The organism is Pseudomonas pseudonitroreducens, from assembly GCF_021603645.1.
Lineage (GTDB): Bacteria > Pseudomonadota > Gammaproteobacteria > Pseudomonadales > Pseudomonadaceae > Pseudomonas > Pseudomonas pseudonitroreducens.
In genome coordinates, this window is the sequence record NZ_BQHJ01000003.1 from 517690 (window position 1) to 536309 (window position 18620).

21 protein-coding genes are annotated in these 18620 nt (G+C 65.5%); 4 read left to right on the forward strand and 17 right to left on the reverse strand.

Annotated elements, in window-relative coordinates; all coding sequences use genetic code 11:
• Positions 1-35: 35 nt before the first annotated feature.
• From L6D89_RS10280 to L6D89_RS10325, 10 genes are all read right to left on the reverse strand, one after another.
• A complete protein-coding gene (locus L6D89_RS10280) occupies positions 36-218 on the reverse strand; it encodes a PA3496 family putative envelope integrity protein (protein WP_017521020.1) in 183 nt (60 codons plus the stop codon).
• A gap of 107 nt (positions 219-325) precedes the next feature.
• A complete protein-coding gene (gene nth / locus L6D89_RS10285) occupies positions 326-964 on the reverse strand; it encodes an endonuclease III (RefSeq protein WP_236174753.1) in 639 nt (212 codons plus the stop codon).
• Complete coding sequence (locus tag L6D89_RS10290) at positions 961-1674, reverse strand: electron transport complex subunit E (protein WP_236199594.1); 714 nt, start codon at positions 1672-1674, stop codon at positions 961-963. Before L6D89_RS10290 ends, nth begins: the two co-directional genes overlap by 4 nt.
• A complete protein-coding gene (rsxG, locus tag L6D89_RS10295; protein WP_236199595.1) occupies positions 1667-2302 on the reverse strand; it encodes an electron transport complex subunit RsxG in 636 nt (211 codons plus the stop codon). Before rsxG ends, L6D89_RS10290 begins: the two co-directional genes overlap by 8 nt.
• On the reverse strand, positions 2299-3339 hold the full coding sequence (locus L6D89_RS10300; RefSeq protein WP_236199596.1) for an RnfABCDGE type electron transport complex subunit D: 1041 nt from the start codon (positions 3337-3339) through the stop codon (positions 2299-2301). Before L6D89_RS10300 ends, rsxG begins: the two co-directional genes overlap by 4 nt.
• A complete protein-coding gene (gene rsxC, locus L6D89_RS10305; protein ID WP_236199597.1) occupies positions 3339-5660 on the reverse strand; it encodes an electron transport complex subunit RsxC in 2322 nt (773 codons plus the stop codon). Before rsxC ends, L6D89_RS10300 begins: the two co-directional genes overlap by 1 nt.
• Positions 5657-6211 (reverse strand): electron transport complex subunit RsxB, encoded by a 555-nt coding sequence (rsxB, locus tag L6D89_RS10310; protein ID WP_236199598.1) that lies wholly within the window; start codon positions 6209-6211, stop codon positions 5657-5659. The genes rsxC and rsxB overlap by 4 nt, the downstream gene beginning before the upstream one ends.
• On the reverse strand, positions 6208-6792 hold the full coding sequence (gene rsxA, locus L6D89_RS10315) for an electron transport complex subunit RsxA (RefSeq protein ID WP_236199599.1): 585 nt from the start codon (positions 6790-6792) through the stop codon (positions 6208-6210). The genes rsxB and rsxA overlap by 4 nt, the downstream gene beginning before the upstream one ends.
• Before the next feature lie 37 nt (positions 6793-6829).
• On the reverse strand, positions 6830-7141 hold the full coding sequence (locus L6D89_RS10320; protein WP_236199600.1) for a CcdB family protein: 312 nt from the start codon (positions 7139-7141) through the stop codon (positions 6830-6832).
• Entirely contained in the window at positions 7141-7386 is a 246-nt protein-coding gene (locus L6D89_RS10325; RefSeq protein WP_045209847.1) for a type II toxin-antitoxin system CcdA family antitoxin, read from the reverse strand. Before L6D89_RS10325 ends, L6D89_RS10320 begins: the two co-directional genes overlap by 1 nt.
• A 148-nt stretch (positions 7387-7534) precedes the next feature.
• Between L6D89_RS10325 and L6D89_RS10330 the strand changes: the two genes are divergently transcribed.
• Positions 7535-8065 carry a hypothetical protein gene (locus L6D89_RS10330; RefSeq protein WP_236199601.1) on the forward strand — a complete coding sequence of 177 codons (531 nt, stop codon included), beginning with the start codon at positions 7535-7537 and terminating at the stop codon, positions 8063-8065.
• Between the two features lie 37 nt (positions 8066-8102).
• Here the strand turns inward: L6D89_RS10330 and L6D89_RS10335 are convergent, their stop codons facing one another.
• Both L6D89_RS10335 and metG read right to left on the reverse strand, forming a co-directional pair.
• Positions 8103-8909, reverse strand: coding sequence for a DUF4349 domain-containing protein (locus L6D89_RS10335; protein ID WP_236199602.1), 807 nt, complete (start codon positions 8907-8909; stop codon positions 8103-8105).
• 25 nt (positions 8910-8934) lie between these two features.
• Positions 8935-10971 (reverse strand): methionine--tRNA ligase, encoded by a 2037-nt coding sequence (gene metG, locus L6D89_RS10340; RefSeq protein WP_233298246.1) that lies wholly within the window; start codon positions 10969-10971, stop codon positions 8935-8937.
• A 310-nt stretch (positions 10972-11281) separates the two neighbouring features.
• On the opposite strand from metG, the gene apbC reads away from it, so the two are divergent.
• Together apbC and L6D89_RS10350 are read left to right on the forward strand one after the other, a co-directional pair.
• Positions 11282-12376, forward strand: coding sequence for an iron-sulfur cluster carrier protein ApbC (gene apbC, locus L6D89_RS10345; RefSeq protein WP_236199603.1), 1095 nt, complete (start codon positions 11282-11284; stop codon positions 12374-12376).
• Between the two features lie 15 nt (positions 12377-12391).
• A complete protein-coding gene (locus L6D89_RS10350; RefSeq protein ID WP_236199604.1) occupies positions 12392-13006 on the forward strand; it encodes a hypothetical protein in 615 nt (204 codons plus the stop codon).
• Between the two features lie 4 nt (positions 13007-13010).
• On the opposite strand, the gene L6D89_RS10355 is transcribed toward L6D89_RS10350, so the two are convergent.
• Entirely contained in the window at positions 13011-13505 is a 495-nt protein-coding gene (locus L6D89_RS10355) for a rod shape-determining protein (protein ID WP_236199605.1), read from the reverse strand.
• Between the two features lie 144 nt (positions 13506-13649).
• Between L6D89_RS10355 and dcd the strand changes: the two genes are divergently transcribed.
• The gene (gene dcd / locus L6D89_RS10360) at positions 13650-14216 is read left to right on the forward strand and encodes a dCTP deaminase (protein WP_017521037.1); all 567 of its coding nucleotides are present in this window, start codon (positions 13650-13652) and stop codon (positions 14214-14216) included.
• Positions 14217-14348: 132 nt separating this feature from the next.
• Here dcd and L6D89_RS10365 read toward each other — a convergent pair whose 3' ends face one another.
• From L6D89_RS10365 to L6D89_RS10380, 4 genes are all read right to left on the reverse strand, one after another.
• On the reverse strand, positions 14349-14891 hold the full coding sequence (locus L6D89_RS10365) for an AAA family ATPase (RefSeq protein WP_236199606.1): 543 nt from the start codon (positions 14889-14891) through the stop codon (positions 14349-14351).
• 195 nt (positions 14892-15086) lie between these two features.
• Positions 15087-17627: a penicillin acylase family protein gene (locus tag L6D89_RS10370; RefSeq protein WP_236199607.1), complete on the reverse strand. Its 2541-nt coding sequence runs from the start codon at positions 17625-17627 to the stop codon at positions 15087-15089.
• 183 nt (positions 17628-17810) lie between these two features.
• Positions 17811-18011, reverse strand: coding sequence for an SEC-C metal-binding domain-containing protein (locus L6D89_RS10375; RefSeq protein ID WP_236199608.1), 201 nt, complete (start codon positions 18009-18011; stop codon positions 17811-17813).
• Positions 18012-18019: 8 nt separating this feature from the next.
• The gene (locus L6D89_RS10380) at positions 18020-18505 is read right to left on the reverse strand and encodes an LEA/WHy family protein (RefSeq protein ID WP_236174738.1); all 486 of its coding nucleotides are present in this window, start codon (positions 18503-18505) and stop codon (positions 18020-18022) included.
• Between the last annotated feature and the right edge of the window lie 115 nt (positions 18506-18620).

Below are 18620 nucleotides of genomic sequence, written 5' to 3' on the forward strand. Positions count from 1 at the left end.
GCTTTTTCATGCGGGTACTTCGCTTAGGAGAAGGCTTACAGATCGAAATCGTAGTCGGACAGTTGGCGCTGCAGGCGACGCTCTTCCAGGTAGTTGTCGATGATGCGGCGCTTGGTCAGGTTGGTCTTGGCGACCTCTGCCGTGGCTTCTGCGCCGTCATCGCTGTCGTCTGTGCTGACATCGTCCTCGAGTTCGAGGTCTTCTTTGTCGTTTGCCATTCGGTGCACTCCACAACACGGGGTGTGTTGGCGCCCCTTATAGCGACAAAGGAGTGGGCGGTAAAAAAGATTTTTTCAATCAGCCTGAAGGAATTTTCCCATAACGCTCAATCGTCCGACGTCTTGTGCTTGAACTCGCACAGGTCTTCGATCCGGCAGCTGCCGCACTGCGGCTTGCGCGCCTTGCAGACGTAGCGCCCGTGCAGGATCAGCCAGTGGTGCGCATCCAGCAGGTATTCCTTGGGGACGAACTTGAGCAGCTTGCGCTCCACCTCCAGCACATTGCGTCCCGGCGCGATGTTGGTGCGGTTGGAAACGCGGAAGATGTGCGTGTCCACCGCCATCGCCGGCTGTCGGAAAGCCGTGTTGAGGACCACGTTGGCGGTCTTGCGGCCCACGCCCGGCAAGGCTTCGAGATCTTCGCGGTTCTCCGGCACCTGGCCGCCGTGCTTCTCGATGAGGATGCGGCAGGTCTCGATGGTGTTCTTCGCCTTGCTGTTGTACAGGCCGATGGTCTTGATGTACTCCGACAGGCCCTCCACGCCGAGGGCGTAGATCGCTTCCGGGGTGTTGGCTACCGGGTAGAGCTTGGCGGTGGCCTTGTTCACCCCCACGTCGGTGGCCTGGGCGGAGAGCAGCACGGCGATCAGCAGCTCGAAGGGCGAGCTGTAGGCCAGCTCGGTTTCCGGGTTGGGGTTGTCTTCCTTGAGTCGGCGGAAAATCTCCGCGCGCTTGGCGGCATTCATTCGATCACTCCGGTCACGCGGACGCGCTGGCGCTCGGTCGCGGGTACGTCGCCCGCCGGCGCCTTGGCGCGTTCCGCCAGGCTTTCATCAATACGGTTCTTCAGGGCAATGAGCAGGCCCAGCACCAGGAAGGCGCCGGGCGGCAATACCGCCAGCAGCAGGCCCTGGTAGCCGGGGATTTGCACTTTCCAGTCGGCGGCGGCCGGGCCGAACAGCAGGTCCATGCCGGCCAGCAGGGTGCCCTGGCCGAGCAGTTCGCGCAGGGTGCCGAGAGTCAGCAGCACGAGGGCGAAGCCCAGGCCCATCATCAATCCGTCGAAGGCCGAGCGCGCCACGCTGTTGTTCGCGGCGAACGACTCGGCACGGCCGAGGATCACGCAGTTGGTGGTGATCAGCGGCACGAAGATGCCCAGCACCTGGTACAGCTCGAAGCGCCAGGCCTGCATCAGCAGTTCGATGCAGGTGGTCAGCGTGGCGATGATCAGCAGGAAGACGGGCAGGCGCACGGCCTGGCTGAGGGAGCCGCGGATCAGTGCAACGGCGGTGCTGCACAGCACCAGCACGACGATGGTCGCCAGGCCCAGGCCAAGGGCCTTGACCATGGAGTTGCTGGTGCCCAGCAGTGGGCACAGGCCCAGCAGTTGCACCAGCCCCGGATTGTTTTTCCACAGGCCCTGCAGGGCCATCTCGCGGTAGCCGGGATTATTCATGGCTCTCTCCCGAAGCTGCAGGGGCGAGCAGCTCCGATTTGTGTGCATCGAAATACTGCAGCGCCAGGTGCGTGGCCTTGACCACCGCGCGCGGGGTGACGGTGGCGCCGACGAACTGGTCGAACTGGCCGCCATCCTTCTTCACCTTCCAACCGGCGTCACCTGGATCGGTCAGCGAGCGGTCGTCGAAGCCGTGCAGCCAGTTGCTCTTGCCCAGCTCGATGCGGTCGCCCTGGCCCGGAGTTTCATGGTGCGCCACGACGCGCACGCCGAGCAGGCGGCCCTGGGCGCTGATACCCACGAGCAACTGGATGGAGCCACCGTAACCATCCCGTGCGATGGGCTGCAGGATCACTGCCGTGGTCTGTCCCCGGAGCCGGGCAATATAGGCGGGTGCCGGCTCGTCACGGCCCAGCAGCTTGGGATCGAAGGCGCGGACTTCAGCCTCCAGCGGATGGTTGTCATAGCTGCCCCTGGGCAGCAGTTCAAGCACTGAACGGCCACGAAACTCGCGCTGCGCGGTGTCGATGCGCTGCGCGGTGAACTGGTGAACGGTGGCCACCACGCCGGCGGCGATCAATGCGACCAGGCCCAGTGCGAGGGCACTCTTGAGCAGCTCGCGGTTCATCGGTCACCCGCCCTGAAGCCGCGCTCCGGCTTCTTGTGCCCGTAGGTGCGCGGACGGCTGAAGTAATCGATGGTCGGCGCGGCGAGGTTCATCAGCAGCACGGCGAAGGCCAGGCCGTCCGGGTAGCCGCCCCAGGCGCGGATCACGTAGGTGAGCACGCCGACGCCGACGCCGAACAGCAGGCGGCCGCGGTTGCTGGTGGCGCCGGAAACCGGGTCGGTGACGATGAAGAAGGCGCCGAGCATGGTCGCGCCGCTGAACAGGTGCAGCAGCGGCGAGCCGTGGGAGTCGGAGCCGCTACCGTTCCAGAACAGCAGGCTCATGATGAACAGGCCGCCGAGCATGCCCACCGGTGCGTGCCAGGTGAACAACTTGCGCCAGAGCAGGAACAGGCCGCCGGCAAGGAAGGCCAGGTTGACCAGTTCCACACCGCGCCCGCCGACGCTGCCGAAGGCTGGGGACTGCGCCAGCAGTTCGTCCATGGTCAGGCTGTGGTTGTTGCGTACCACGTCCAGCGCCGTGGCGCCGACCCAGGCGTCGGGCCCCTGGCTGGCAAAGCCGAATATCTGCCGCAGGCCTTCGCCGAAGCCAAGTGCGCTGTCCGGCGCCGGCCACTGGCTCATCTGCTGCGGGAAGGACACCAGCACCACCGCGTAGCCGACCATCGCCGGGTTGAACGGGTTCTGCCCGAGACCGCCGTACAGGTGCTTGCCAAAGATCAGCGCGAACACCGTGGCGACCGCACTCAGCCACCAGGGGCAATACGGCGGCAGGGCGAGGGCGAGCAGCACGGCGGTAACCAGGGCGCTGCCATCCTTGAGGAAGAACGCCAGCGGGCGGTCGCGCAGCCTGAGCATGAGCGCTTCGGTGGAAAGGGCGAGCAGGCTGCACCAGAGCAGGTTGAACAGGGTGCCGACGCCGTACAGGCCGATCAGCACCAGCGCGCCCGGTGTGCAGGCGGCGAGCAGGGTCAGCATGACCTTCTGCGTGCGATTGCTGCCTGTGGCGTGGGGCGAACTGATGCGCGGCAGCTTCATCACGGCGCTTCACCACTGGCGTCGGCAACGGCGCGTTCCGCCGCTTGCAGGCGTTCGCGCGCGACAGCCAGCGCCGGGTCGCCGGCGCCTTCGCGTTCGAGTTTCTTCAGATCGGCGCGGGCGTAGGCCAGTTCGGTCTTGGCGGCGCGCAGGGCGGCACTGACCGGCCGTTTTTCGGTGCGGACCAGATCCGGCGGGGCCTTGCCGCTGGCGTCCTCGGCGGCGTGCAGGGCGGCTTCCGCGGCGGCTAGCGCCCGCTGGATCGCCTCCAGCTCTTCAGGGCCGGCGCCTTCGCGCTCGGCGGCACGCAAGGCATCGCGCTGGGCAATGTAGGCGAGCTTGGCCTGGCGCAGGGCGAGAACGCCGTCGACGGGTTGGGCGGCGTTCGATTCGGTCGGCATGGCGGTCCCCTGCAGTTGGTGGAGTTGGCGCTCGATGCGTTCGACGTCCCCGCGCAGGGAGGCCAGTGTGGCGCATTGCTCGTCTGTGGGCGATTCGCCGAAGGCCTTTTCCGACTTCTTCAATTGGGCGCGGGCCATGGCGGCGTCGATCTTCGCTTTCTTCAGTGCAACCTCGTGCTCCGCAGGCACTGTGATCGGCGCCGGCGCGCTGGGGGTGCTTGCCGATTCGGCGGCGTCCAGCGCGGCTTTTGCCTCTTCGGCAGCGACGCGCAGTTCGGCGACCTGGCTGCGCAGCTGTTCGGTGTCGTGGGCGGTCAGTTGCTTCTCGGCCTTCTTCAGCGCGACCTGAGCCATGCTCGCCTCGATCTTCAGGCGCTTGAGCTGGTCGGGGGCATTGCCCACGGACTTCTCGGCCTTGACCCGCTCGATCACCGCTTGCGCGGCCGGCGCGCTGGGTGATGCGATCTCGGGCTGTTCTTCCTGCACACGCGCGGCGCGTTCCTGGCGGGCCAGGCGGTCTGCGGAGCGTTGTACTTCTTCCCGGCGCAGACGCTCCTGACGCTGCTCGAAGCGCAGGCGCGCTTGCTCGGCTTTCGACTGGCGCTGCGCTAGCTGGCGAATCTCGGCCTTGGATGCGCGGTAGTACTGCACCAGAGGAATGCTCGACGGGCAGACATAGGCGCAGGCGCCGCACTCGATGCAATCGAACAGGTTGTGCGCCATGAGCTGGTCGTGGGCTTCAGCGAAGAAGTGCAGTTGTTGCGGCAGCAGGCTGGCCGGGCAGACCTGCGCGCAGTCGCCGCAGCGGATGCACGGCATGGCTGGCGCCGGCGCTGGCAGTTCCTCGCGCGTGGCGGCCAGCAGACAATTGGCGGTCTTGGTCAGCGGCCCGTCCTGCGAGGAAAGGCTGTCGCCCATCAGCGGCCCGCCGAGAATCAGGCGGTCGAGCCGGCCGTGGTCGAGGCCGGCGAAATCCAGCAGTTCGCCAATCGGCGTGCCGATCACTGCTTCGACGTTGCACGGGCGCGCCAGCGCAGCGCCGCTCAGGGTGGTGATGCGTGAGATCAGTGGCACCCCGCGCAGCACGGCGTCGGCCACGGCGACAGCGGTAGCGACGTTCACGCAGAGCATGCCGATATCCGCAGGCAGCCCGCCGGAAGGCACTTCGCGGCCGGTGAGAATCTGGATCAGCTGGCGTTCGCCGCCGGAGGGGTAGCGCGAGGGTATCGACTGCAGCTGGATCGGCCGTTCGCCGATGGCGGCCTGCACGGCGGCGATGGCCTGGGGTTTGTCATCCTCGATACCGAGCAGCACCTGCTGCGGCTGGAGGATGTGCATCAGCACTTCGATGCCTTCCACCAGTTCGACGGCGCGTTCGCGCATCAGCAGGTCGTCGGCGCTGATGTACGGCTCGCACTCGGCGCCGTTGATGATCAGCGTATGCAGGTCGTCCTGCGCGCGCGAGGCCAGCTTGGCGGCGGTGGGGAAGCCGGCGCCGCCGAGACCGGCGATGCCCGCCAGGCGAATGCGCTGCAACAGATCGCCAGCAGCGAGGGAGGCATAGTCGGGCTCGGGTGTGAGATCGGCCCATTGTTCCGCGCCGTCGCTGTCGATGACGATAGCCAGCGCCGGCAGGCCGGAGGCGTGCGGATAAGGCTGCTCGCTGATCTCGACCACGGTGCCGGAGGTCGGCGCATGCAGCGCGGCACTGATGGCGCTGCCCGCTTCGGCGATCCGCTGGCCCTTGAGCACGCGCTGGCCGACTGCGACACAGGGCACGGCGGGTTCGCCGATATGCTGTTGCAGCGGCAGCACCAGCCGGCGCGGCAACGGCGGATGCTGGATCGGCGTGGCGGTGGATTGCTGCTTGTTGGCCGGTAACCTGAGGCCGCCCGGGAAATTCCAGACCTGCATGTTCATGCCGCCTGCTCCCGGTCGCTGTGGATCAGTCGACCCTGCGGCAGCGGCCACTTCCAGTCGGCGACGCCTACCGGCAGGTCGCGCATCTCGATGCAGTCCACCGGACAGGGTTCCAGGCACAGGTCGCAGCCGGTGCATTCGTCGACTATCACCGTGTGCATCAGCTTGGCCGCGCCAACGATGGCGTCTACCGGGCAGGCGCGGATGCACTTGGTGCAGCCGATGCACTCGGCTTCGCGGATGTAGGCCACGCGCAGCGGCGTTTCTTCGGCAGCGTCCAGCGGCAGGGGTTCGACGTCCAGCAGGTCGGCAAGCGCGGCGATGGTTGCCGCGCCACCGGGCGGGCACTTGTTGATCGCATCGCCTTCGGCCATGGCCTGGGCGTAGGGCTTGCAGCCGGCATAGCCACACTGGCCGCACTGGGTCTGTGGCAGCAGGTCGTTGATCTGCTCGGCAGTGGGCTCGGCGCTGATATCCACCCGTGCCGAGGCGTAGCGCAGCGCGACGATGCCGGCCTGGCCAGCGAGGATGATGAGCAGCGCCGCGATCATGGCTTGAGCAACCCACTGAAGCCCATGAACGCCAGCGACATCAACCCGGCGGTGATCATGCCGATCGCTGCGCCCCTGAACGGCTTGGGCACGTCGGCGATGGCGATGCGCTCGCGCAGGGCGGCGAACAGCAGGAGTACCAGGGTAAAGCCCAGCCCCGCGCCGAAGCCCTGGAATGTGGACTGCAGGAAACCGAATTCGGCCTTGCGGGCGTTGAGCAGCGCCACCCCCAGCACGATGCAGTTGGTGGTGATCAGCGGCAGGAAGATGCCCAGTGTGCGGGCGAGCAGGGGGCTGGTCTTGTTCACCAGCAGTTCGGTGAACTGCACGACGATGGCGATCACCAGGATGAAACCGATGGTGCGCAGGAACTCCACGTCCAGCGGTTGCAGCACGTAGCGCTGCAGGATGTAGCTCAGCGCCGAGGCGAGGGTGAGGACGAAGGTGGTCGCCAGGGCCAGCGCGAGCGCCGCCTCGATCTTGCGCGACACACCCATGAACGGGCAGATGCCGAGGAACTGCACCAGCACGAAGTTGTTGACCAGGATGGCGCTGACGAGGATCAGGGCGAGTTCGGTCATGGCTGGCGACTCGTGCTCAGGTGTGGGCGGTTCATGCTCAGATTCCGCTGATCAGCAGATCGATGGCGGCGATGATCTCCAGGCGCAGATGCGCCAGGCTGCCCACCGGCTCGCCCAGTTCGCGGCGGGAGATTCCGGCCATCTGCGGGGTCAGCAGCAGGAACGCCTCATCGCCCACTCGTACCTCCGGCAGCAGCCGGTGGATGCCGGCCAGGCCCTTGGCGCGACTGAGCGGGATCACCATGCGCGTGTTCAGCGAGGCCAGCAGGTCGCTCTGAACGTCCAGCAACAGCGGTATCGCCTCGCGGGTGCGCGGGTTGGCGTTGCGATACAGATCGAACTGCTTCATCAGAAGCTCCGCAATCCATCGCTGAACACGCCAGTTTCCTCGACGTGCTGGTTATAGGTTTCGATGGCTTCGCGGTTCTGCTCCAGCCAGCGTTGGCCGAGGCGCTCCTTGACCACATCGGCCAGCGCCTCCTCGAGCACCGCCGAGAGGTTCACGTCCAGTTCACGGGCCTGCTTCAGCAGGTCGCTGTTGAGACTCAGGTTGGTGGCTTTCTTCGGCGCTTGAGGATCGTAGGTCGTGTGCATGGGCACCTCCACGGTGGATGCGCATAGGTTATGCGCATTGCTCGCCGGGGACAATCTTCCTGCTCCGTAAATCAGTTGCGGTGCCAGGGCTGGCGGGAGGAACATCAACGGCTGCCGAACCCGATCGGTTCCCCTCACGGAAGTCGCGATGCGCATACCCCTGTCCGGACGCTTTACCGCCCTCTGCCTGCTGTTCTCCAGTGCTCTGGCCTCGGCCGCACCCTTCACCAGCGCTGACCTGGTTGCTTGGCCGCGCATGAATGTCGCTGACTTCGCCTGCCTGCTGGAGCAGCGCAGCGGTCACGCCGACGCGCAGTTCAGCTGCGCCGCCAGCCGAAAGCTGAGCAACTGGGGCGATGCCTGCCATGACACCGACCTCAGCTACGCCGGTCCGCAGTTGCCCGAAGCCCTGGCACGGCAGCTGAATCCGCATATCACGGCCGTGGACCTGGACTGGGAGTACGGCCGTCTGCAGTCGGTCAACGTCACCTTCGACAAGATCATGACCGCGGAAGAAGTGGCGGACATCTTCCCCGAGGTGAACCTGGAAGACCCGACCTCACGGGAAAACCTGAGCAATGCCTCGCTGCAAGACTGCGCCGAGGATGCTTCCTGCCTCTACCTGGAAGGCTTCGAGCACCTGGGCGGCGGCGATGTGGACTGCGAGGACGCTCAGTAGGGCCTGGGGCAGCCCCGCCGAAGGCGCGGAGTTCGTGTCAGGCAGCTCGCTTCGTGGCGCGCCGGGTTCCGAGTTTGCGCCACAGCCAGCGCAGGATCAGGCCGGCGATCAGCAGCACCAGCAGCAGCGGCAGTCCGTAGGCAGCCACCTGGATGGCGTTGACGGTGCCGTCGGTGAGTTCGTCCAGCGAGTTGCCGAAGGCCCTGCCGATGCGCGACCAGCGCCCGGTCGGCTGGTATTCGCTGGAGAAGTCCAGGGTCAGCAGGTTGGTGGCGATGCGTCGCTGTTGTTGGGCGGCATCCTGGCGGGCGGCGTGCAGTTGCTGCTCGACCTCGGCGGTGGCCTTGGCCAGCGCCAGCAGGTCGCTGACGCTCATGTCCTTGCGACCCTGGAAACCTTGCAGGGTCTGGTACTCACGCTCGAGGCGCTCGCGCAGTTGCTGGTTGTCGCTCACCGCCTGGGCGAGGTCTTCGGCCTGGGTGCGGCGGCTTTGCAGTTGGCCGCCTTCGGCCGCGAGGGCGACGAGCTTTTCCACGCCCTCGGGGACGACACGAACCACGAGATGCGCATTGCGCATCTGGCTGTCGCCGCTCTGCTCGATGGCGATCAGCTCGCAGGCGCCGAAGCGGTCCTGGCTGCAGGCATCGCGGGAGGCGGCCAGTTGCGCGTCGATGCGCTCGCTGGCCAGGCGGATACCGACCTGGTGTTCGTAAGCGAGGAAGGTGCCGGCTTTCGCTGCCTCCCCCTGGAAAGCGGCGCCGGAACCGGCACTGTGCTCCGAGGAAGCGCCGCAGCCGGCGAGGGCAGCGCTCAGGGCGAGCGCTGCCAGGTGGTGCAGTTTCATCGATGGCCTCCTTGCCGTCCGATGCTTACTTGACGCGCTGGCCGGGCTTGGCGCCGCTGTCCGGGCTGAGCAGGTAGATCTCTTCACCGCCGGGGCCGGCGGCCAGGACCATGCCTTCGGAGACGCCGAATTTCATCTTGCGCGGGGCCAGGTTGGCCACGTACAGGGTCAGGCGGCCTTCGAGCTTGCTCGGGTCCGGGTAGGCGCTCTTGATGCCGGAGAACACGTTGCGCTTCTCGTCGCCGATATCCAGGGATAGGCGCAGCAGCTTGTCGGCGCCCTCGACGAACTCGCACTTCTCGATCAGCGCGATGCGCAGGTCGACGGCGGCGAAGGCGTCGAAGTTGATTTCCGCGGCCAGGGGGTCCTTGGTCAGCTCGCCATTGCCGGCGGGTTTCGGGGCACTGGCGAGGAGGTCTTCCTTGGAGGCTTCGATCATGGCTTCGATTTTCGCGGGCTCGATACGGGTCATCAGCGGGTTGAACGGGTTCAGTTGGTGATTGGCCAGCAGTTGCTCGTGGTCGGCCCATTTCAGCGGGGCGACGTTGAGGAAGGCTTCGGCGGCAACGGCCAGCTTCGGCAGCACCGGCTTGAGGAAGATCACCAACTGGCGGAACAGGTTCACGCCCAGGGCGCAAATTGCCTGGACCTCGTCCTGCTTGCCTTCCTGCTTGTTCAGCGACCACGGCGCCTTGTCGGCGATCCAGGCGTTGGCCTGGTCGGCGAGGGCCATGATCTCGCGCATGGCGCGGCCGAAGTCACGGGCTTCGTAGGCGGCGGCGATGCTCGGCGCGGCGTCCTTGAAGGCCTGAGCCAGTTCCGGCGCCGGGTTGGCGTCCACCAGCAGGCCGTTGTTGCCCTTGTGGATGAAACCGGCGCAACGGCTGGCGATGTTGACCACCTTGCCGACCAGGTCGGAGTTGACCTTCTGCACGAAGTCCTCGAGGTTCAGGTCGAGGTCGTCCACGCCGCGGCCCAGCTTGGACGCGTAGTAGTAGCGCAGGTATTCCGGATCCAGGTGATCCAGGTAGGTGCGCGCCTTGACGAAGGTGCCGCGCGACTTGGACATCTTCTGCCCGTTGACGGTCAGGTAGCCGTGCACGTTCAGCGCGGTCGGCTTGCGGTAGCCGGCGCCCTCGAGCATGGCCGGCCAGAACAGCGCATGGAAGTTGACGATGTCCTTGCCGATGAAGTGGTACAGCTCGGCGTCCGAGCCCTGCTTCCAGTAGGCGTCGAAGTCCAGTTCCGGGCGGCGCGCGCAGAGGTTCTTGAAGCTGGCCATGTAGCCGATCGGCGCGTCCAGCCAGACATAGAAGTACTTGCCCGGCGCGTCGGGGATCTCGAAGCCGAAGTACGGCGCGTCGCGGGAGATGTCCCATTCCTGCAGGCCGGAATCCAGCCACTCGGCGAGCTTGTTGGCCACCGATTCCTGCAGGGCGCCGCTGCGGGTCCACTGCTGCAGCATGGCCTGGAAGTCAGGCAGCTTGAAGAAGTAGTGCAGCGATTCCTTGAGCACCGGGGTGGCGCCGGAGATGGCCGATTTCGGGTCCTTCAGCTCGGTCGGCGCGTAGGTCGCGCCACAGGCTTCGCAGTTGTCGCCGTACTGGTCGGCGGTGCCGCACTTCGGGCAGGTGCCCTTGATGAAGCGGTCGGCCAGGAACATCTGCTTTTCCGGGTCGAAGTACTGGGTCACCGGGCGGGTGGCGATGTGGCCGGCGTCGCGCAGCTTCAGGTAGATGGCCGAGGACAGCTCGCGGTTCTCTTCCGAGTGGGTCGAATGGTAGTTGTCGAACTCCACCAGGAAGTCGGCGAAATCGCCCATGTGCTCGGCGCGCACGCCGTCGATCAGTTGCTCGGAGGTGATGCCTTCGCGCTCGGCGCGCAGCATGATGGCCGAGCCGTGGGCATCGTCCGCGCACACGTACACCGCCTGGTTGCCACGCATCTTCTGGAAGCGAACCCAGATGTCGGTCTGGATGTACTCCAGCATGTGACCGAGGTGGATCGAACCATTGGCGTAGGGCAGGGCGCTGGTGACGAGGATCTTGCGGGCTTCGGACATGATGATCGGCCGTTCCGGTTAAAACGAGGGAATCGGCAACTATATAGGGCCGGGGCGAAATTTTCATCCGTGGGCCGCTTGGCTGTAGGGATGAGTACGTCTGCGCACATCAGGCGCGTGGGCTGTTCGCGAGCAAGGGCTGGGCGCCCCCCCCCCCCTGGGTCCTACAGGTGCGTGCCGCTCCTGCCTGCTCTTTGTAGGAGCGAGCTTGCTCGCGAACGCCGACCTGCGACCGATGATCCCGAGCAAGGCCGCGACGACAGGCGTAAGATACCCGCCCATTCTGCTCAGTCTTTCATCGGGAGTACCCATGAGCGCCGTTACCCGTGCCACGGTGGAGGCCGTCCTCCGCCAGATCAACGACCCCCACACCGGCCAGAACCTGCTGGACGCCGGCTACCTGCACGAGCTGGACATCCAGGGCGGGCGCGTTGCGCTGACCCTGGAGCTGGGTTACGCCGCCGGCCTGTTCAAGAATGGCCTGGCGCAGACCGTGCAGATGGCTCTGGAAACGCTGGATGGCGTCGACTCGGCGCAGGTCAAGGTGGAAATCCATATCGCCGCGCACAAGGCCCAGGCCCAGGTGCCGGGCATGAGCAACGTGAAGAACATCATCGCCGTGGCCTCCGGCAAGGGCGGCGTGGGCAAGTCCACCACCGCCGCCAACCTCGCGCTGGCGCTGGCCCGCGAAGGCGCCAAGGTGGGCATCCTCGACGCGGATATCTATGGCCCGAGCCAGGGCATCATGTTTGGTATCCCTGAAGGCACCCGGCCGAAGATCCGCGAGCAGAAGTGGTTCATCCCGCTCGAGGCCCACGGCGTGGAAGTCATGTCCATGGCCTTCCTCACCGACGACAACACGCCGGTGGTGTGGCGCGGCCCGATGGTCTCCGGCGCGTTGCTGCAGCTGATCACCCAGACCGCCTGGAACGACCTGGATTACCTGGTCATCGACATGCCGCCGGGTACCGGCGATATCCAACTGACCCTGGCGCAGAAAGTCCCGGTGGCCGGCTCGGTCATCGTCACCACCCCGCAGGACCTGGCCCTGCTCGACGCCAGGAAGGGCGTGGAGATGTTCCGCAAGGTCAACATCCCGGTGCTGGGTGTGGTCGAGAACATGGCGGTGCACATCTGCTCCAACTGTGGCCATGCCGAGCACCTGTTCGGTGAAGGCGGCGGCGAGAAGTTGGCTGCGCAGTACGGCGTCGAGTTGCTGGCGTCGCTGCCGCTGTCCATGGCCATCCGCATGCAGGCCGACGGCGGCAAGCCGACTGTGATCGCCGACCCGGAAAGCCAGCTGGCGATGATCTACCAGGAAATGGCCCGCTGCGTCGGCGCCCGCATCGCCCTGAGCGAGAAGGCCGCGCCGGACATGCCGAACATCTCCATCAGCGACGACTGATACGCAGGGACTGCCATGCGCAAGGATGCGAAACGCGCCGCTGGCTGGCTGCTGGCGGTGTGCCTGGGGCTTGCCGGCTCAGTGGCACGGGGCGCCGACGAAGATTCCGCCAACTGGCAGGCCCAGTGCCTGATCGGCGGCAAGCCGGTGATTCTGGACTTCCGCTCCGCCTCGGGTGACGCCTTCGAAGACGACATGGTCGTGCAGGCGCGCCCCGCCGATGCTTCCTTCGTCACCCTGCCGTTGCCGCCTGCGCTGTACCACGCCATCGGGCCGCTCGGCAGCCCGAAGAGTGCCTGCGACTCAGTGCCGCTGCTGGACATGGGGGGCGGCCTCGGCCTGTTGCTGGTAGTACGCGACAACCGCCCCGGCCTGCCGGTGGTGGATGCGCTGCTGCTGGACCAGGCCACCCTGCAGGTTGTGGATAAACGCCTGGGCGACCCCGGCGCCGTGGCAGGCCTGCTGAAGACCAGCAGCCTGGTGCTGCGTCAGTCCGTCGATGGCGTCGACCTGCGTCTGGTGCGCGAGGCTGTGCCTGGCGCCGAGTGCAATTGCGCCGACGGCTACGCCGAGGATTGGCTGCGCTTCTCGGTGGAGCAGCGCAAGCTGCGCACCGACTGGCGACCCTGAGGCGTTACGGAAGCCATTCCGTTCCATCGCCCGCAGGCAACTGACCGCTACGCAGTTCGTCCTGGCTGAGCTCGCGCCCGGTCCAGAGTCGAACCTTGCGTGCTCCGGCCCCGCGGCAGAGCTCATACAGCCCGCGGACCTCCACCTGGGTCAGCCCGCCCTCGAGGAGCTCCTGAGGGTGCAGGATCAACACCGGCGCGGCCTTGAGCAGAGACCTGGGGACGAGTCGGCCGACCAGCAGCTTGAGCGTCATCTCGGCGAAGGAGAAATTCGCCAGCAAGGAGCGGGGATGGTCGAAGCCGTTGACGATCTCGATGCCGTCCTGGCCCTGCAACTGCTGGGCGGCGGCACCGGCCGCAAGGACCTTGGGTTTGCCACCTTCATAGCGCACCGCCAGCAGCGGCGGTTCGGCGAATGCTTCGCCGGACGGGAGCACCACTCCGCTGATCCAGTGGCGGGAAAGCTTCAGGTACAGGGTGGATGAAAAATGATCGAGCATGCCTGGCCTCTTCCATGAGTCAATGTGCTGCAGGTTACGGAAATCCACCCGCTAGCGTCGACCATCCGGCCGCACCCTTTGCTGGAAATTGTGACGCCCGGTAAGATTCGCGTTCTTTTTCAACCGCCGCACAGGACACCCGCCATGAGCATCAAATCGGACAAGTGGATTCGCCGCATGGCTCAGGAGCACGGCATGATCGAGCCGTTCGTCGAGCGCCAGATTCGTGGTGCCGATGACAGCCGGGTGATTTCCTACGGTGTTTCCAGCTATGGCTACGACGTGCGCTGCGCCGCCGAATTCAAGGTGTTCACCAACATCCACTCGGCGGTGGTCGATCCGAAGAACTTCGACGAGAAGAGCTTCGTGGACATCAACAGCGACGTCTGCATCATCCCGCCGAACTCTTTTGCCCTGGCTCGCACCGTCGAGTACTTCCGCATCCCGCGTGACGTGCTGACCATCTGCCTGGGCAAGAGCACCTATGCGCGCTGCGGCATCATCGTCAACGTGACCCCGCTGGAACCGGAGTGGGAAGGCCACGTGACCCTGGAGTTCTCCAACACCACCAACCTGCCGGCGAAGATCTACGCCCACGAAGGCGTGGCGCAGATGCTGTTCCTGCAGTCGGACGAAGCCTGCGAAGTGTCCTACCGCGACCGTGGCGGCAAGTACCAGGGCCAGACGGGCGTCACCCTGCCCAAAGCCTGATTCGCGCTCCGCTTCATGAAGAACCGGGCCAAGGCCCGGTTTTTTCTTGGAACGAAGAGCCTGTAGGAGCGCGCCTGCTCGCGAACGGTCTGGCTCGGCCCCGAGGCGGGAGGTTCGCGAGCAAGCTCGCTCCTACAAAAGGCAGCGCATCAAGACGAATTCCGCGCGTTCCTCCAGACCGCCCAGCGGCAGCTCCAGCAGCCGATACCCCAATTCCTCATACACCTTGGCCATCATCGCCGCCGTTCGCTGCGCTTCGGCGAAGTCCTGCCTGCGTTCGGCGTCGTTGCGGTAGATGGCTTCCCACGCGGGCGCCAGGAACACGGTCCGCGCGTAGCGCAGTTTCCGCGCGGCGATTTGCAGTTCTTCCGGAACCGCTAGGCCGCAGAGCCTCGCATACCCCAGCACATCCGGCAGGCCGCGATCGAACAGCCACAGGCCACCGCTATCGAGCGCCTGCTCACGAGTCGTCAGCGCGTGCTCGAACATTTCCCGGCAGAAGGCCTCCCGGTTTGCCCACGGCAGCGCGTCGCCGCCACTGGCCAGTTGCTCGCGGATGATGGCGCGGCCGCCTTCCTCGACGATGTTCAGGCCGTGATGGCGGTGCAGGTGATCGAGCAGTGTGCTCTTGCCGGCGCCGGGACCGCCGGTGATGACGATGAGGGATTCGGACATGGCGATGACTCCTGGGAAAGGATGCAGGGGACTACCAGCCGGGGAAGGTCTTGCAGGAAAGAAATGCAGCGGAGCAGAGACGGGAAAAAAGAAAGGCACCCAAGGGGTGCCTGAATATGATCATGGAGTAAGTCGACAATTCTGATTCCGGGACGGGAAGCAAGTTCCCGGCTCCCGGAAATATTTTTCAGATCATCACTTCTCCGGCACCAGGGTCAGGCGCTTCACGCCGTAGACCTTCTCCAGGTTCTGCGACTGGAAGGGGAAGCTCATGTAGTTGCCCTTCAGCCAGGCGTCGATACCGTCGGCGTAGTGCGGGCTGGCCGGATTGCCGGACTGGCCGCTGCTGTTGAGGCCGATCATCGGTTCGCTCTGGCCGAAGTCGACGACGATGCGCATGGCCGGGATCAGCCAGGTGTTGAAGTCCTGGCCCCAGTGGTAGGCCGAGACGTTCAGCGTGCTGTGGTCGCCGCCGGCCGGGTAGGGGCCGCGGTCCAGGTAGCCCTTGATCGCGCCCAGGCTGGCGCGCTCGCCGGCACTGAGGTTGGGCGCCATCTTGGTGCTATCGCTGACCCACTCGTAGGTGTGCAGCTTGCCCCACTGCCAGGCGCGGCGATCGCTGCCCAGCTTCTGTTCGCAGAAGGCGGTGGCGGCGGCCAGGCTGCGGGCGAGGATGGTCGGTTTGTCTTCCTTCTGCGGGGTGCGGGTGTCATCCCAGAACGGGCTGTCGTCACGGCCCAGCAAGTGGTCGGCCTGGGCCGAGTAGGAGAGGTTGGCGGTCTCGACGAAGGCTTTCCAGGACGGGCTGTCTTCCGGGCCCAGTTCGTCGAGGAAGATCTGTTTGCTGCTCTCCTGCAGGAAGGCCTCGTACAGCGCCGCATCAGCGGAAGTGGCCGAGAGCTTGCCGTCGAACGCCATGATCCGGTCCAGCGCTTCGCGCGCGCGGGCGCGCTGGTCGGCGGGCAGGGCGTCGATGGCCTTCTTCAGCGGCTGTGCCATGCCGGGTGCGTCGAACATCGACTGCAGCTTGCCGGCGAAGGGCGTGGTCTGGTCGTACTGCATGGCGATCATGCTGCGGTAGTCGTGGCTCTTGCTGCCGCCGGCGAGCTGGGCGATGCGCTCGTAACGCTCCGGGTAATACCAGGAGCTGGACAGCTGCGCGCCGTAGCCGGGCTGCACGCTGCGGTGGTTGGCGGTGCCCAGCCAGCCCTGCTGCGGGTCCTGGTCGGACGGGTGGAGGATCGGATCGGCGAAACCGTCCCAGTCGTAGCGTCCATCCCAGCCGGGAGAGGGCAGCAGGCCGCGGCCTTCCTTGCGGTTGGGGAAGCGTCCGGTGACCTGCCAGCCGATGTGCTTCTCGTCGGCGAACACGATGTTCAGCGCCATCGCGCGTACGTCACGGGTGGCGTCGAAGGCCTGCTCGACGTTCTTCGCCCGGGACAGGTCGAAGAAGGCGTCGAGGGTGCGGTCGGTTTCGCCCTGGATGCTCTGGTAGGCGATGCCGTAGCCGCTGGACAGCGGCAGCGGCTGCAGATCGTGTTTGCGCTCGCCCAGCGCGCTGTTGAGCAGCGGACCGTGGCGGGTTTCGTAGATGACCTCGCGGACCGGACTCTGGCCCTTGATGAAGAAGGTCTCGTTGCGTTCGATAGCCGGCTTCCACTGGCCATCGGCGAGGTAGTAGAGCTTGCTGCCCTGGCGCTTCACCTGTTCGAGGAAGAGGTCCTGGTTGTCGCCCATGACCATGGTCATGCCCCAGGCCAGCTTGCCGTTGAAACCGGCGACCACACCCGGTACGCCGGCGATGGAGACGCCCGCGGCGTTGTATTTCGGCGAGCGGATCTGTACGTAGTTCCACACCGAGGGCATGGACAGTGGCAGGTGGGTGTCGTTGGCCAGGATGCTCTTGCCGCTGCGGGTACGCTGCGGGGCAATCGCCCAGTTGTTGGAGGCGGCGACGCCCATCATCTGCAGCGCAGCGATCTGGCCCGCGGCCTTGTCCAGTTGCTCCAGACCGGCGATCTTGCCATCCAGGCGCAGGCCCTTGAGCTTCTCCGCCTCCTCGAAGGGCAGTGCTTCATCCGGATAGATCGGCGTCAGCCAGGGCAGCTTGTCGGCGCCGACTTTTTGCGCGAGCACCAGGGAGGCGATCTCCTCCTGCAGGTTCACCGCCAGGCCGAAGTTGAGCAGGCTGAAGACCAGTGCGGAATCTTCCGGCTTCCAGTACTCGGGACGATAGCCGGACTCGGCCAGGTCCATCGGCAGCTTGTCGCGGTAGCGGTACAGGTAGGCATTGACGCCGCGCGCGTAGGTCTCGAAGAAACGCTTGAGGCGTGGCGAGGCGCCGGCATACAGCGCATCGGCGGCCTTCTTCAGGTTCACCGTGCGCATGAAGCGGTCGGTCTCCAGGGCACCGGGGCCGACCATTTCCGACAGGCGCCCCTGGGCCATCAGGCGCAGGCCGACCATCTGGCTGATGCGGTCGCTGGCGTGCACGTAGCCCAGGGTGAACAGCGCGTCGTGGAAGGTGCTGGTCTCGATCAGCGGCATCCCCAGGCTGTTGCGGCGGATCGATACGTTGTCCGCCAGGCCCTTGATCGGCTGCACGCCGTAGGTTGGCGGCAGGCTGCCCGCGTAGCGGTCGTTGAGCCAGCCCTGGCAACCGGTGAGGCTGACGGCGGCAGTGACGGTGGCGGCAAGGCCGAAGCTAGGAAGCCGGCGGAAGGCTCGCGGGGCCATGGAGATGTGCTCCTGCACAAAGAGGTCGCTTGGAAAAGGTCGCTTGAAACGCGCTACGTTAGTGAGCCGCCGGGGCCTGCGCAAGCCGCGCGGGCCGGGAATTGCAGCAGCCGACGAATAGTTGGGCCAGACAGCAGAAGGCCCGCGCTCGGCGGGCCCTCGGGGTAGTGCTCGAAGCCTGGATCAGGCGCCGTGGCACTTCTTGTACTTGCTGCCGCTGCCGCAGGGGCAAGGATCGTTGCGGCCCACGTCCTTGAGCGGATTGCGCGCCGGCTCGTGGCTGTGGTTGCAGTGCGGGCCGTGCACGTGACCGTGGTCATGGTGGTGCTCATGATCGTGGTCGTGGTTGCAGTTCGGACCGTGTACGTGGGGTTCCTGGCTCATGGTGACGCTCACTCGGGGATGAAATCGCCGGGAATTATCTCGCCATTGCGGGCGATGTGCACGCTCTGTCCGAACAGCAGGCCGGTCTTCACTTCGCCATCGAGGCGGTAGCGGATCGGCTTGTCCGGGTCTTCCAGCAGCTTGACGATGTATTTCATGTGCCGCCACAGGTTGGTGGTCACCGGCACTTCGAAGGTTTCATGGCCGTTAGCCGGCACTGTGAACCAGTTATTCGACTCGCCTTCGGCGAGATCGATATCGTTCAGCTTGACCTTGTAGGCCAGGCCGCGAACCGGAAGACTGAAATCGTTCGGGTTGTCGATGCGGAAATGCAGGACGAATTCCTGCTCCAGCAAACGAGCTTTCACGACGTCGACTTTCTGCAGTTTCACGTCGGGTTGCTCGAAATCACCTGCCATCCAGCCGCAGCCCGAAACGAGGCTGAACAGCCAGAACAGGCTGAAAATTCTTATCATTTGCGCCTGATAATTCATGTCTACCCCTCAAGACGCCCCAGTGTACCAAGCACCTGCTCGGCCGCAAGTTGTTGTTACGTTAAAAGAAGCTGCACCATACTGGCCGAATGTAACCGGCGGGTTAACACAGGAG